The sequence below is a fragment of the Tenacibaculum litoreum genome (assembly GCF_964513915.1).
GTDB lineage: Bacteria > Bacteroidota > Bacteroidia > Flavobacteriales > Flavobacteriaceae > Polaribacter > Polaribacter litoreum.
This window is the reverse complement of the sequence record NZ_CAZEQS010000002.1, coordinates 341,078-355,461: the sequence shown is the minus strand read 5'-3', so window position 1 is coordinate 355,461 and position 14,384 is coordinate 341,078. Positions and strand designations below refer to the sequence as shown.

Genomic DNA, 14,384 nt, shown 5'->3' with positions numbered 1-14,384 from the left:
TTTAAATTTAAACTTTTTTAGCGATATTGTCGCCTCAAAATTTATTGATAACAAAAATACATTATAATGAGAAATATATTGATAATTGGTGCTGGTAGATCAAGCTCTTCACTTATAAAATATTTATTAGATAAATCTTCACAAGAAAAACTACATATAACTATTGGTGATGTTTCATTAGAAAGCGCTCAATCTAAAGTTAACAATCATTCAAATGCTACAGCAATACAGTTAGATGTTTTTAACGCCGAGGAACGCTCACAAGCAATTCAAAAAGCAGATATCGTTATTTCAATGTTACCTGCTCGTTTTCATATTGAAGTAGCTAAAGATTGTATTGCTTACGGAAAGCACATGGTTACCGCCTCATATATTTCTGATGAAATGAAAGCTTTAGATGAAGAAGCTAAAGCTAAAGGATTAGTATTTATGAACGAAATTGGTCTGGATCCAGGAATCGATCACATGAGTGCTATGCAAGTTATTGACCGCATAAAGGAACAAGGTGGAAAAATGTTGTTATTTGAATCTTTTTGTGGTGGATTGGTAGCTCCTGAAAGTGATACTAATTTATGGAATTATAAATTTACTTGGAACCCAAGAAATGTGGTATTAGCTGGTCAAGGTGGAGCCTCTATGTTTATACAAGAAGGAACTTACAAGTACATTCCATACCAAAAATTATTTAGAAGAACTGAATTTTTAACCATTAATGGTAGTGGAAAATTTGAAGCGTATGCTAACCGTGATTCTTTAAAATATAGAAGTATTTATGGTTTAGAAGATATTAAAACCATGTATAGAGGAACAATTCGTAAAGTTGGATTTTCTCGTGCTTGGAACGTATTTGTTCAATTAGGAATGACTGATGACACTTATACTATTGAAGACTCAGAAAACATGAGCTATCGTGATTTCACAAATCTTTTCTTAGCATATTCTCCTTCCGATTCTGTTGAATTAAAATTCCGTTCGTATACAAAGATTGATCAAGATGATTTAATGTGGGATAAATTTGTAGAATTAGATATATTCAACCCAAATAAAAAAGTAGGATTAAAAAACGCAACTCCAGCTGAAATTTTACAAAAAATATTAATGGATTCTTGGACTCTTGAAGCTAAAGATAAAGATATGATTGTAATGCACCATATTTTTGGATATCAATACAAAGAAGACAAGTACCAAATTGAAAGTAGTATGGTGATTAAAGGTGATGACCAAACTTACACTGCAATGGCAAAAACTGTTGGACTACCTGTAGCTATGGCTACAGTACGTATTTTAAACGGTGATATTACCACTCCTGGTGTACAATTACCTATTAATAAAGAGGTGTACGAACCAATTTTAAAAGAATTAGAAGATTACGGAATTAATTTTGTTGAAAAAGAAGTACCTTATTTAGGGTATAACCCTGAGAGTATAAAGGGATAAAAAAATAAATAACGAATAAAAAGGCACCTAAACAAGGGTGCCTTTTCTTTTTTAGTTAAAAAGAACTAATTATAAAGTTAGTATTTTTACATTTCAATACTACACTAACAAATGGCCGAAAGTATTCTAACAGAACATATTAAAGGTTACACTTCTTTTTCCGAAGAAGAACTATCTGAAATAGTAACATTTTTCAATCATCAATCCTACAAGAAAAAAGAAACCTTACTATTTACTAGCCAACGATGTGATAAACTATTTTTTGTTGCTAAAGGTTGCTTGCAATTATACTTTATTGATGATTTAGGCTATAAAAAAACAACACAGTTTGCTTTAGAGAATTGGTGGCTAACAGACTTTTTAGCTTTTCAAAACCAAAAACACGCTAACTTTACGATAGAAACAATTGAAAGTTCTGAGGTTTTATCAATTTCCTTTTCAAAATATAACGAGTTATTAAATAAGTTTCCTTTATTAGAAAAATACTTCAGAAATATATACGAAACAGCTTACGGAGCTGCTTTAATGCGCTTAAAATACATAAACAGTTACTCTAAAGAAGAAATGTTTTTTAGATTTAGAGAAGACTTTCCTGAGTTTGTACAACGAGTACCCCAATATTTATTAGCAAGCTTTTTAGGGTTAACTCCTGAATATTTAAGTGAAATTAAAAGAAAATAACATTTCTTAAGCTAGTTTATTTTTTACTGAAATCTTCTTAACTACCTTTGTACTTATATTAATTTAAGGGCATAATATTATTATGAAAAATATGAAAAAAATCGTCGTTGTTGGCGGCGGTTTTGCTGGATTAGAACTTATAAAAGGATTAGGGAATTCAGAAAATTATCAGATTATTTTAGTAGATAGTAATAACTACAACTTCTTTCCTCCTTTAATCTACCAAGTATCCACAGGTTTTATGGAGCCATCTGCAATTAGCTATCCATTCAGAAAAATTTTAAGAAAATTTAAAAACGCCCGTTTTCGACTCGGCACCCTTGAAAAAGTTGTCCCAGAAGAAAACAAAATTGTAGTAAGTAATGGAGATATAGAGTATGACATCTTAGTAATGGCTACTGGTACAGAAACTAACTTTTTTGGAAATAAAAGCATTCAAAAGTATAGTTTACCAATGAAAACTATTAGTGATGCCTTATCTCTTAGAAATGTAATTTTAACTCGATTTGACCGTGCTACTAGAATCCACAATCTAGAGGAAAGAAAAAAGTGTTTAACTTTTGTAATTGCAGGAGCTGGACCTACTGGAGTTGAACTTTCAGGAATTTTATCTGAAATAAAAACTTCTATCATCATAAAAGATTACCCCGAACTAGACAAAAATGACTTTGGAGAAATACATCTTATTGATGGCCAAAATTCTGTTTTAGCTCCAATGTCTAAAAAAGCACAAGAATACACTTCAAAAAAATTAAGTGAACTAGGTGTTAAGCTAACAATGAATACAATGGTTAATGACTTTGATGGCGAAACCGTGTATTTGTCAAACGGAGAAGAAATACATACTAAAAACCTTATTTGGGCGGCTGGTGTATCTGCAAAAACATTTGATGGTTTTTCACAAGAAAGTTTTGGTGCTGGTAGAAGATTAAAAACAAATCAGTTTAACCTAGTGCATTCATATGATAATATTTATGCTTTGGGAGACTGTGCCTTAGTTTTAGGAGATGAAAACTACCCTAACGGACACCCACAATTAGCACAACCAGCATTACAGCAGGCTAAAAACTTAGCTAAAAATCTTAATAGAAAAGATAATAACTGGAAGACTTTTCAATACAACGACAAGGGTTCTTTAGCTATCATTGGACGAAATAAGGCTGTACTTGACTTTCCTGGACAAAAACAATCCTTAAAAGGTTTTGTTGCATGGTTAATTTGGATTTTTGTACACATTATGGGGCTTGTAAACTTCAAAAACAAAGTAAGAACTCTATACAACTGGTTAGGCTATTACATATACAAAGACCAATATTTTAGAATGATTATTAAACCTACTCAGAGAGATACTAAATAAAATACGCATGAAAAATTTAAGCATTGTTGCAATACTAATTTTTACAATTATTACTGTTAGTTGTAATTCAGAAAAATCGAAAACCAATAAAAAAACTGAAGAAGTTGAACAAGTTATATCTCCATCTGATACACTAACTAAACACCTAAAACCATTTAATCCTGATCTACCAACAATTGGACTTTTAATGTTTAACGGAGTTTTACAAGGAGAAGTTATAGCAACGTCAGATGTTTTTGGTAAAGTAGACAAAGATGGCAAACAACTTTTTAATGTAATAGCTATTGCTGAAACAGCTAAACCTATTACTACCGAAGAAGGAATGCATTTTGTTCCTGACTATACTTTTGATAATTGCCCTAAACTAACAGCTTTATTTGTACCAAGCGCATACGACATGTACGCACAAGTACACAATAATAAAGTTGTAGATTTTATAAAAACAAAAAATCAAGAGACCCAATACACTGTTAGTAATTGTGCTGGGGCTAATTTAATTGGTAAATCTGGTATAGCAGATGGTCATAAAATTGTTACATGGATTGGTGGTGGTGAGCAACTACAAAAAGACTATCCAAATTTAAAAGTTCAAAACGACAGCTTGGTGACTTTTGTTAAGGATGGTAAGTTTTTATCTTCAAACGGAAATTTAGCAAGTTATATTTCAGCGTTAGAGCTTCTTGAAATTATGACAAATACTGAACATAGAAAATTTGTTGAAAGCTATCTATACTTGGATCAACTTAAAAACTGGGAACAATAAACATTAGTTATAAATTTTCTTTTTCAAACATAAGCATCAATTTATTGATGTTTTTTTTATTATCAGTTCTAAAAAAATAATACATACATTTACCCCGATAAGTTCTTTACATACTTCATCAACCGAAAAGGTTTTACTTAGCTGTAGATTAATAGGGAATCGTGTGCAAATCACGAACTGTCGCGCAACTGTAAGTAACACACCAAAAGTTTTTATCCTTAGTATATCCACTGCCAAAAGCGGGAAGGATGATAAAAGCTGTTATAAGTCAGGAGACCTGCCTATTCGGATATTGACAATGCTTTCGCGATTTGAAGCTTTTGGGTCATACCGATGATATATTTTAACGCACACTTTCTTCTATGAAATGCTGTGCTTTTTTGGTATGTCATTATTTTTTCTCAAACATCTTATCGTTTTTTAGCATTGCGAAGCATCTAAAAGAACTTTTAAAATTAATGTTTAATTATAAAAGTTTAAAAGAAAATGCAAACGCACATTCTTGGCTATCCGCGTATTGGTAGCAACAGAGAACTCAAAAAAGCCTGCGAGCAATATTGGTCAGGTAAAACTAGTTTACAGGAACTTCTTGAAACAGGAAGAAACATCTGTCAACAAAATTGGAAAACACAACAAGAAGCAGGCATAGACCTCATTCCTTGTAATGATTTTTCTTATTATGACCAGGTTTTAGACATGACGCTTACTGTTGGCGCAATTCCTAAACGTTATAACGAAGTAGCCTTAAAAACTTCAAATTCTGAACTTGATCTTTACTTTGCCATGGCAAGAGGATATCAAAAAGATGACCTTGATATTACTGCTATGGAAATGACTAAGTGGTTTGACACTAATTATCATTATATCGTTCCTGAATTTTGTAAAGACCAGGAATTCAAACTATTTTCTAACAAAATTGTTAATGAGTTTGTTGGGGCAAAACAGGCGGGAATTAATGCCAAACCTGTAATTATTGGTTTGGTTAGCTACCTTCTTTTAGGTAAAGAAAAAGAAGAAGGCTTTGATAAATTAAATTTAGCTTCAAAACTACTTCCTGTGTATATTGAAATTCTACAAGAACTTCAAACACAAGGAGCTGAGTGGATTCAGTTTGACGAACCTTTTTTAGCATTAGATTTGAGTGAAAAAACCAAAGAAACGTATCAAGTTATCTATAATGAAATTAGAAAAAAGTTTCCTAAACTAAAGTTTATAGTTACTACTTATTTTGAAGGTTTAAAAGACAATCTTTCGTTAGCTAATACACTTCCTATAGACGCATTGCATATCGATTTAGTTCGTTGTGAAGAACAACTAGATGATGTATTGAATACTCTTCCTGAAAATAGAATCTTATCCTTAGGAATTGTAGATGGAAGAAACATTTGGAAAAATGATTTTGAAAAATCATTACAGCTTATTCAAAAAGCTACTGATGTATTAGGTTCTAACAGAGTTTTTGTAGCTCCTTCATGTTCTTTATTACACACGCCTTGCGATTTAGAGTTAGAAACAACTTTAGATAATCAAATTAAACAATGGTTAGCTTTCGCTAAACAAAAACTTACAGAAGTAAGCTTGTTAAAAAAACTATCTGAAGGAACTACTGATAAGGTTATTTTAAATGCTTTTGAAGAAAACAAAAAAGCTATTGCCAATAGAAAATCTTCAACATTAATTCACCACAATGATGTAAAACTTCGTGTTGACTCTATTAACGAAACAGACTCTAGAAGAAAAAATAGTTTTTCAATTCGTAAAGAAGCACAAGAAAAAGTATTGAATTTACCACTATTCCCTACTACAACCATTGGTTCATTCCCTCAAACTAAAGAAGTAAGAAGTTGGAGAGCTCAGTTTAAAAAAGGTATCTTAGGCAGTGAGGATTACAAGTATTTACTAAAAGAAGAAACTCAAAAAACCATTCAATGGCAAGAAAAAATAGGACTAGACGTATTAGTTCATGGTGAATATGAGCGTAATGACATGGTAGAATATTTTGGTGAACAACTTGCTGGTGTAACTTTTACAAAAAAAGGATGGGTACAAAGTTATGGTAGTCGCTGTGTAAAACCTCCTATTATTTATGGGGATGTTTACCGACCTCATCCTATGACCGTTTTCTGGTCACAATACGCTCAATCTTTAACTAACAAATGGGTAAAAGGTATGCTTACAGGTCCTGTAACGATTTTACAATGGTCTTTTGTTCGAGATGATCAACCTCGTAACATTACTTGCCAACAAATTGCACTGGCTATACGAGATGAAGTTAGAGACCTAGAAAATGCTGGTATTCGAATTATTCAAATTGACGAACCTGCTATTAGAGAAGGACTTCCTCTTCGAAAATCAGGTTGGAATGATTATCTAAAATGGGCTGTAGAAGCTTTTAAAATCTCTTCTTGTGGTGTAGATGACGCTACTCAAATACATACACATATGTGTTATTCAGAGTTTAACGATATCATTCAAAACATTGCTGATATGGATGCCGATGTAATTACTATTGAATGTTCTCGCTCTCAAATGGAACTATTGAATGCCTTTGCCGATTTCAAATATCCGAATGAAATTGGTCCTGGTGTTTACGATATCCATTCACCAAGAGTTCCTTCAAAAGAAGAAATGGTTGAATTACTACAAAAAGCACAAAAAGTAATTCCTGCTAACCTACTTTGGGTAAATCCGGATTGTGGTCTTAAAACTAGACATTGGGAAGAAACAGAGAAAGCTTTAATAGCTATGGTTTCAGCTGCAAAAGAAGCTTCTAATAAACATACCTCAAAAACCCTAGAAACAGTCAACTAATATTAATTAACTAAAAGGTGCCTAAAAATGATATTTTACATTTTTGGGCACTGATTATCTCAAAAACCCTCAGTAAGAAATGACTACAGAAGAAAAAATAGCACAATCAGAAACTCGAATTTTTAAAGCCGTATTTCCTAACACAACAAATCATTACGATACCCTTTTTGGAGGTACTGCTATGCAATTAATGGATGAAGTTGCTTTTATTACTGCGACACGATTTTGCAGGCAAAAAGTAGTAACTGTTAGTAGTGATAAAATAGATTTTAAAAAGCCAATTCCTGCAGGAACTATTATTGAATTAATAGGACAAGTTAGCTATATAGGTAACAAAAGTTTAAAAGTTACCGTTAAAATTTTTACTGAACATATGTATTCACATCACAGAGAAAAAGCCATTGAAGGTGAATTTACATTTGTTGCTATTGATGAAAACAAAAATCCTATTGCAGTAATAAAAACTGACACTGATAAATTACATTACTCACAACAAGAACATCATTAAAGCCAAATAAAAATTTCGAAAATGTAATCATGCAAAAGATTACATTTTCAAATAAAAATCTTTTGTAAGGTTAATATAGGCATCAGTATACTGGTGCCTTTTTGTCTCTATTATCAACTCTTCTTCTTGGATTGGAGTTTCTGCAAAAGATAACTCTAATAAACTACGTTTGATTTCTGTAGTAGGAGTTCCTTTTACTCGACAAACTCTGTTTAGATATAAATTATATTTTTTAGCTAGTTCAATAAAGTTTTTTTCTTCTTTAAACGGTATAATAGTTGAAAACTTCCCATACTCGGACAATATTTCACTAACTCCTTTTAATAACTCTTCAAAAGATAATGAACTCGTAAAGCGTGCTTTGTTTCGTGCTACATCTTCTGTTTCGTAGTTATCAGTATAAAATGGTGGATTGGATACAATTATATCATACTCTTCTTCATCTTCAGACATTTCTTCTGCAAATTCCACAAAAGAAGCATTGTAACAAAAGAGTCTATCTCCCCAATCAGACTGTTCAAAATTCTCAACCGTTTGTTCATAGGCGTCTCCATCCAATTCTACTGCATCAATAGTCATAGCATCGCTTCGTTGCGCTAACATTAATGAAATAACACCTGTACCCGAACCAACATCTAATATTGTGTCTGGAAACTCTCCTAAATTACACCATGCACCTAACAATACTGCATCGGTACCAACTTTCATTGCAGTTTTATCTTGATGTACCGCAAACTCTTTAAATTGAAATGGTTTCATTTATAAAAATCTTCCAAGGATTTTCTCTGCATTGAAAAACAAATACAATACAATAATTAATAAAATTACTAAGAACAATCCTCTTTTAGGATTTCCTCTTTTTCGATTACCGAAACGTCTTTTAAACTCCATCTGTTTGTTTTCTAATTTTTACCCCGGTTACTTAAAGTATTACTTCCTAACTTTAGTTCTACAAAGCATTTAGCTACGCTGAATATTACTCACCTACTTTCGTAGCTCGTAACATTTCTCTTTTTCCTGGAGGCCCAGGTAAGCGCTCTACATCAAACCCTACTGCTTGCATTGCTCGTCGTACACTTCCTTTAGCTGAGTAAGTTACTAAAACCCCTTCTGGTTTTAACGCAGCAAACATAATTCTAAAAATATCTTCTGTCCATAAGTCAGGTTGTACTCTTGCTCCAAAGGCATCAAAATAAATTAAATCAAATTGATTTTCATCAGTAATTTCAGCAAAAAACTGTTTACGCTTAGTCAATGAAAAATTGGGAGTAATATTGTGCTTTTCTTCCCAAGAAGCTTCGTGAATTTTATCAAAAAGGTCTTGTTTGTCACCTGCCTCTAACTCTGAAACATAATTTAGTTTCTCTACTTCTTCCTTGGCTACTGGATAAGCTTCAACACCAACGTAATCAATATTTCTATCTGCTTCTAAAAGCGTAATAAAACAATTGAGTCCTGTACCAAAACCTATTTCTAAAATAGAAACACTTTTAGTATCTACATACTTTAGTCCATTTCTAATAAATACATGATATGCTTCTTGTATTGCGCCATGCTTAGAATGATATTGCTCATTCCAATCTGGTAAATGAATGGTTGTAGAACCATCGGACGTTATGATAATTTCTCGTTTTATAACTAAACTATTTAATCAGTAACTTTTTAATTCTTGGTATTGGCCCTGTGCAAGTTGTTTTATGACAAGCAATACAACTATTTACTGCTTGGTTAAAATTTTGTTTTAAAGAATCTTTTGATCCCGAATACACTTGCTGTAAATTTTGAATATACTGTTTTGAAAAAGCTTCAAAACTTGCATTCCTATCTGCTGGATCAGTTAAAACTGCAGAGTGAATATTCAAGTAATTTTCAGGAAATTCACCTATTGATTCTCCTTCTAGAATCTTATTCTTAATTGTCATATTTCCTTCATACATAGCATTCATTAAAGCTGCCATTTCTGAAGATTGATACATAATAAGTTCTTCTTTTTGTTCTTCCTTTTTCTCTTTACAAGAAAAAAGCGCCAAAGACATCAATAAAACAATAATTAATTGTTTCATTATTTCTTCATTAATACTCCATCTGCCTCAAAAGCATAAGTATATTTTGGTTCTGTAATTTTTGCTATCTCTTCTTCCGATTTTCCTGCGTCTTTAGCATAATGTTGTAATTCATCTACAGAAATCTCAGTAACAAAAGCTTTACCATTTACTATCACCTCTTTATTATCTGCATTTAAAGGCATAAAAAAACCATAATCTTTAAAACGTACCATTGATTCTTGTTCTTCGCCCAAATCTAACTTCATCCAACATCCCTTTTTCTTACATACCTCATTAATTGTTGAAGCGAATTTTATGTTTAGGGTATCTCCTTTTTTTAAATTTTTGAATTTAGCTCGCATTTCTTTAGCAGAAATAGCTTCTCCGTCTGAAATTTCTTCTCCAAATGATGCATATTCTACTTTTTGTTCTTTAGCATTGTTTACATCAGGGGTTTCATTCTTTTTTTCAACCTTACAAGAAATAAATGCTATGCTCAAAACCATAGCAAAAACTAGTAGTCTTTTCATTTTCAAAATTTTAAAATTAACATTCAACAAATATACTTATATTTCTTCTAGCAAGGTGCTAAACTTAAAATATACCACTAGATTTCGTATCTTCGTGGCACTTCTAAAAACAACAACACAATGAATATTGATATTGAGCTTATAAAAGAGTCAAAAATAGATAAGGTAGATTTTAACAACTTAGCATTTGGTCGCACTTTTACTGACCATATGTTAGTCTGTGATTTTGCCGACGGAGAATGGAAAACACCTAAAATTATGCCTTACGGACCTTTATCTTTCGAACCTTCGGCTAGAGTTTTTCATTATGGACAAGCTGTTTTTGAAGGAATGAAAGCTTACAAGGATGATAATGATGATGTGTTTTTATTTCGTCCAGATGAAAACTTTCATAGAATTAATAAATCTGGTGCTCGTTTAGCAATGCCTCCAGTTCCTGAAAATGTATTTTTTGAAGGGTTAAAAAAACTTCTTGAATTAGATAATGCATGGATTAAAAAAGGAGTAGGGAACTCATTGTACATTCGTCCGTTTATTATTGCTTCTGAAGGAGCTATTGCTGCTTCACCTGCTGAAGAATATAAGTTTATAATTATTTGTTCGCCTGCTCAATCATATTATGCTGGTGAAGTTAGAGTTATTTTTGCTGAAGAGTATAGTCGTTCTGCTGATGGTGGTGTTGGTTTTGCTAAAGCGGCCGGTAACTACGCGGCACAATTTTACCCTACTAGTTTAGCTCAGAAAGAAGGTTACCAACAAATTATTTGGACTGATGCTAATACTCATGAATACCTAGAGGAAGCGGGAACAATGAATACCTTTTTTAGAATAGGAGACAAACTTGTGACTGCACCAACTAATGACCGTATTTTAGATGGTGTTACTCGTAAATCGATTATTCAACTCGCTAAAGACTATAATATAGACATTGAAGTAAGAAGAGTTTCAGTTGCTGAAATTAAAGAAGCTGCAAGACAAGGTGAACTAAAAGAAATCTTTGGTTCTGGTACTGCTGCCGTTATAAACCCTATAAAAGGATTTAAACACCAAAATGAAGCTTTTGAATTACCTGAAGTAAGTGATTCTTATGCTTCTTTCTTTAAAGATAAACTACTTAACATTCAGTATAACAAATTGGAAGACAAACATAACTGGAGAGTCAAAATTTAATCATTTCATTAAAAAAAGCTATATTAGTAAACAGAATTAAGTTATTTTAACAAAAAATTCTAAAGAAATGAGAAATATTATACCTGCTTTATTATCAATAGGAGTTGGTTTTTTTATTTCATTTTTTGGATTAGATTTTTATTCTAATTCATTAGAAAATGAAAATGAAATCATAGCCCAAAGTAATGAAATTACTGCTCCTGTAGAGACTGTAGAAACTTCTAAAGAAGAAGAAGCTCCTAAAGAAGATTTAACTGTCAATGAATCTTCAACAGGTTCAATTTCTGTTGATACTGGAGATATTCAGAAAAGTTTTGATAATTGGGAAGCTTATACAAAGGAAAACATTGACTTAATGTCAACTTTTACTCCTTTGGATGATGAAGGAGCTGTTATGGAAAAAGGAATCTTTTTAACCTTACTTCGTACTGGAGCTTACATTCCTATTAAGTCTGAAAAAGATGGTAAAGTACAATACCAACTTACAGGCATTAACGATTCTGCAGATGAAAAAATCAAGAAATCAATTGTTAGTAAAGCTTCAATAGCTCATCAATACTTTAAAATGGAAGGTAAAAAACTTCCTGATTATAATTTTGTTGATTTAAAAGGTAAAGCACACAATAAAGCCGATACAAAAGGGAAATTGTTAGTATTAAAATGCTGGTTTATTACTTGTAAGGTATGTGTTGAAGAGTTTCCTGAACTAAATGAATTGGTAGATAAATATAAGGATGATAAAATAGAGTTTGTTAGTTTGGCTTTTGATAAGAAAGATGAACTTGTTGAGTTTTTAGAAACTAAAGAATTTAAATACCCAACTATCCCTGAACAAAAAGAGTATATGGCTAAAAAGCTAAAAGTAAAGCAATATCCTACTCACTTAATTGTAGATGCTAATGGTATTATTATTAAAATGGTTAATAATGTTAAAACATTAACATCAGAATTAGAAAGAATTATGGGTAAATAATTATAGAAGAACAAAATGTAAAAAAAGCTCCTCAATGAGGAGCTTTTTTATTTATCTAAAATTTCTTTAATGTTTGGTTTGAAGTAATTTGGTCCTTTTAGTACCTTACCGTCTTCACGATAAATTGGCTTACCATCTTCTCCTAATTTACTCATATTACTTCGTTGTATCTCATTAAATACTTCCTCTATTTTATGTTGCATTCCATGTTCTATTATAGTTCCACATAAAATATACAACATGTCACCTAAAGCATCAGCTACTTCAACCAAATCATTGTTTTGAGCAGCTTCTAAATACTCTTCATTCTCTTCTTTCATCAAATTATAACGAAGTAAATTTCTTTCTTCTCCTATATTAGCGGTGGGGTCATTTTTAATTCCTAACCCAAATGCACTATGAAATTCATGTACTGCTTCGATTCTTTTTTTCATTCTGTATAACTTATATAATTTGTAATTCTGTTTTTACTTTTTGAAAATTAAATCTTGTCCAATCTTCAATATGACTCTTAATTCCTTCTTCTTTAAAATCTGATAAATTTTTATTTCTGATGCCTAAAAAATTTACCCCTAAGTTTTTTGCTGTTCTTAAATCCCAAATTCCGTCTCCTACCGAAATAATATTTTTGAATTCTTCTACTTGAAAATAACTTTTTGCTTTCTGAATCGCTGAACTTACAATTTCTTCTCTTGTGAACAAATTATTTGATGCTTCTACTAAATTTGGCACAAAGTTTATATCTGCCTGTTCTAATTTAATTAATGCTGGTTTTAATAATGATCCTGTTGCAAAACAAATAGCATAATCGGTTTCTTTCATGAAAAAATCAACTACCTCTCCTGCTCCTAATATCTCTTTAGTTTTTGTTAATGACAACAGTAATTCCGTCATTTTTTCTTCAAATTCAGGAATAAAAGAAAGACTAAAAGTTGTATTAAAATTGTCCTCATAGTTTCTTTTTAAAATATAACTATCAGTCATATTCTTATAGCTTTTCCAATCTTGGTTTACTTTAGTTATCCCAAAATCTTTCATTGCCTCTACATATGCTTTTTGATGTTGATTCTCACTTTTAGTTAATGTATCATCAATATCAAACACTATTAAATTTTCTTTTTTCATTAAGTTGCCATTTTTAAAACTCTAGCTGGTACAATTTTTAGTACCCAAGCTATCGACCTCCATCTTTTTGAGATATAAGCTACTCGTTTTTTTCGTTTTATTGCTGAATAAATTTGATCAACTGCTTTTTCTAGAGGAACCAACCAAAAAATACCATCACCTAACGCCATTGCAGTATCAACAAATCCTGGACGAATATCTGTAATAAAAACTTTTTTTGTTTTAATAGATTTTGTTTTGATATACAAGCTCTCTAAATACGCTTTTTGATATGCTTTAGAAGAAAAGTAATCTGGTGCTGCTCTATTTCCTCTAATAGATGCTATAGAGGAGATTCCCACTAAATGCCCAAAACCTTGTTTTTTAAATAGCTTATAAGCTAAAGCATATAGTTTAGTTACTCCTAAAACATTTGTGTTTATGGTTTGTTCTTGTTTATCCCAGTTCAACTTTGGGTTTACAAATCCAACTCCTGAAGATTGTATCACCAAATGAACTTCTCCTAATTCATCCACTAACTCATTAAACACTTTTTCTACTTCATCAACTTGTTGGATATCATTTTGTTTAATGAGCACTTGGTTGGAATACTTCTTCTTTAACTCTTCCAATTTTTCGAGTCTTCTCCCCGTTACTGCTACAATATAATTTTCTTGTATTAGTTTTTCTACAAGCCCTTTTCCAATACCAGAAGTACCTCCAAAAATAATTGCTGTTTTAGTTTTCTCCATTCTAAAATCATTCTTTAACTTTGCTAAAAATACAATTTTATGTTTATACTTATTGCTGCTAAAATGTTTACTACAGGCAGAATCATTTTTGCGAGTTTATTTGTCATAGCTTTTGTTATTTTGATGTTTTTTAGCTACAAAAAGGACGCAAAAAACAATAAGAAATACTACCAAAATGCGGCTATTTATGTGGCAATAGGAATTGCAGTAGTAATTGCACTGTTATTCTTATCAAAACTACTAACGAAGTAAT

At 31.5% G+C, this 14,384-nt stretch carries 17 protein-coding genes and 1 riboswitch; of the genes, 9 read left to right on the top strand and 8 right to left on the bottom strand.

Annotation, left to right across the window (positions count from 1 at the left end):
* Window positions 1-66 precede the first annotated feature (66 nt).
* The 6 genes from ACKTTR_RS02925 (at window position 67) to ACKTTR_RS02900 (ending at window position 7,557) form a co-directional block, all read left to right on the top strand.
* Window positions 67-1,437, top strand: coding sequence for a saccharopine dehydrogenase family protein (locus tag ACKTTR_RS02925; protein ID WP_408026445.1), 1,371 nt, complete (start codon window positions 67-69; stop codon window positions 1,435-1,437).
* A 111-nt stretch (window positions 1,438-1,548) separates the two neighbouring features.
* The gene (locus ACKTTR_RS02920; protein ID WP_408026444.1) at window positions 1,549-2,118 is read left to right on the top strand and encodes a Crp/Fnr family transcriptional regulator; all 570 of its coding nucleotides are present in this window, start codon (window positions 1,549-1,551) and stop codon (window positions 2,116-2,118) included.
* Window positions 2,119-2,200: 82 nt separating this feature from the next.
* Window positions 2,201-3,475: an NAD(P)/FAD-dependent oxidoreductase gene (locus tag ACKTTR_RS02915; RefSeq protein ID WP_408026443.1), complete on the top strand. Its 1,275-nt coding sequence runs from the start codon at window positions 2,201-2,203 to the stop codon at window positions 3,473-3,475.
* 7 nt (window positions 3,476-3,482) lie between these two features.
* Window positions 3,483-4,238: a DJ-1/PfpI family protein gene (locus ACKTTR_RS02910; protein ID WP_408026442.1), complete on the top strand. Its 756-nt coding sequence runs from the start codon at window positions 3,483-3,485 to the stop codon at window positions 4,236-4,238.
* Between the two features lie 111 nt (window positions 4,239-4,349).
* Window positions 4,350-4,537: riboswitch (cobalamin riboswitch) on the top strand.
* 187 nt (window positions 4,538-4,724) lie between these two features.
* A complete protein-coding gene (gene metE / locus ACKTTR_RS02905) occupies window positions 4,725-7,049 on the top strand; it encodes a 5-methyltetrahydropteroyltriglutamate--homocysteine S-methyltransferase (protein ID WP_408026441.1) in 2,325 nt (774 codons plus the stop codon).
* A 79-nt stretch (window positions 7,050-7,128) separates the two neighbouring features.
* Complete coding sequence (locus ACKTTR_RS02900) at window positions 7,129-7,557, top strand: acyl-CoA thioesterase (protein ID WP_408026440.1); 429 nt, start codon at window positions 7,129-7,131, stop codon at window positions 7,555-7,557.
* Window positions 7,558-7,596: 39 nt separating this feature from the next.
* Here the strand turns inward: ACKTTR_RS02900 and ACKTTR_RS02895 are convergent, their stop codons facing one another.
* The 5 genes from ACKTTR_RS02895 to ACKTTR_RS02875 all read right to left on the bottom strand — a co-directional run bounded on the left by ACKTTR_RS02895 (window position 7,597) and on the right by ACKTTR_RS02875 (window position 10,132).
* The gene (locus tag ACKTTR_RS02895; protein WP_408026439.1) at window positions 7,597-8,316 is read right to left on the bottom strand and encodes a tRNA1(Val) (adenine(37)-N6)-methyltransferase; all 720 of its coding nucleotides are present in this window, start codon (window positions 8,314-8,316) and stop codon (window positions 7,597-7,599) included.
* Complete coding sequence (locus ACKTTR_RS02890) at window positions 8,317-8,448, bottom strand: hypothetical protein (protein ID WP_262706942.1); 132 nt, start codon at window positions 8,446-8,448, stop codon at window positions 8,317-8,319.
* Window positions 8,449-8,533: 85 nt separating this feature from the next.
* Window positions 8,534-9,193 carry a tRNA (5-methylaminomethyl-2-thiouridine)(34)-methyltransferase MnmD gene (gene mnmD / locus ACKTTR_RS02885; RefSeq protein WP_408026995.1) on the bottom strand — a complete coding sequence of 220 codons (660 nt, stop codon included), beginning with the start codon at window positions 9,191-9,193 and terminating at the stop codon, window positions 8,534-8,536.
* Between the two features lie 7 nt (window positions 9,194-9,200).
* Window positions 9,201-9,620, bottom strand: coding sequence for a hypothetical protein (locus ACKTTR_RS02880; RefSeq protein WP_408026438.1), 420 nt, complete (start codon window positions 9,618-9,620; stop codon window positions 9,201-9,203).
* Complete coding sequence (locus tag ACKTTR_RS02875) at window positions 9,620-10,132, bottom strand: DUF4920 domain-containing protein (protein ID WP_274639143.1); 513 nt, start codon at window positions 10,130-10,132, stop codon at window positions 9,620-9,622. Before ACKTTR_RS02875 ends, ACKTTR_RS02880 begins: the two co-directional genes overlap by 1 nt.
* A gap of 120 nt (window positions 10,133-10,252) precedes the next feature.
* On the opposite strand from ACKTTR_RS02875, the gene ACKTTR_RS02870 reads away from it, so the two are divergent.
* On the top strand, window positions 10,253-11,302 hold the full coding sequence (locus tag ACKTTR_RS02870) for a branched-chain amino acid aminotransferase (protein ID WP_408026437.1): 1,050 nt from the start codon (window positions 10,253-10,255) through the stop codon (window positions 11,300-11,302).
* Window positions 11,303-11,369: 67 nt separating this feature from the next.
* Window positions 11,370-12,275: a TlpA family protein disulfide reductase gene (locus ACKTTR_RS02865; protein ID WP_408026436.1), complete on the top strand. Its 906-nt coding sequence runs from the start codon at window positions 11,370-11,372 to the stop codon at window positions 12,273-12,275.
* 47 nt (window positions 12,276-12,322) lie between these two features.
* On the opposite strand, the gene ACKTTR_RS02860 is transcribed toward ACKTTR_RS02865, so the two are convergent.
* Genes ACKTTR_RS02860 through ACKTTR_RS02850 form a run of 3 tightly spaced genes read right to left on the bottom strand, consistent with a single transcriptional unit; the run spans window position 12,323 to window position 14,131 of the window.
* Window positions 12,323-12,709, bottom strand: a complete 387-nt coding sequence (locus ACKTTR_RS02860; protein WP_408026435.1) for a pyrophosphohydrolase domain-containing protein — start codon at window positions 12,707-12,709, stop codon at window positions 12,323-12,325.
* Between the two features lie 10 nt (window positions 12,710-12,719).
* Window positions 12,720-13,400, bottom strand: a complete 681-nt coding sequence (locus ACKTTR_RS02855) for an HAD family hydrolase (RefSeq protein ID WP_408026434.1) — start codon at window positions 13,398-13,400, stop codon at window positions 12,720-12,722.
* Window positions 13,400-14,131, bottom strand: coding sequence for an SDR family NAD(P)-dependent oxidoreductase (locus ACKTTR_RS02850; protein ID WP_408026433.1), 732 nt, complete (start codon window positions 14,129-14,131; stop codon window positions 13,400-13,402). Before ACKTTR_RS02850 ends, ACKTTR_RS02855 begins: the two co-directional genes overlap by 1 nt.
* A gap of 39 nt (window positions 14,132-14,170) precedes the next feature.
* Between ACKTTR_RS02850 and ACKTTR_RS02845 the strand changes: the two genes are divergently transcribed.
* A complete protein-coding gene (locus ACKTTR_RS02845) occupies window positions 14,171-14,383 on the top strand; it encodes a hypothetical protein (protein ID WP_408026432.1) in 213 nt (70 codons plus the stop codon).
* Window position 14,384 lies beyond the last annotated feature (1 nt).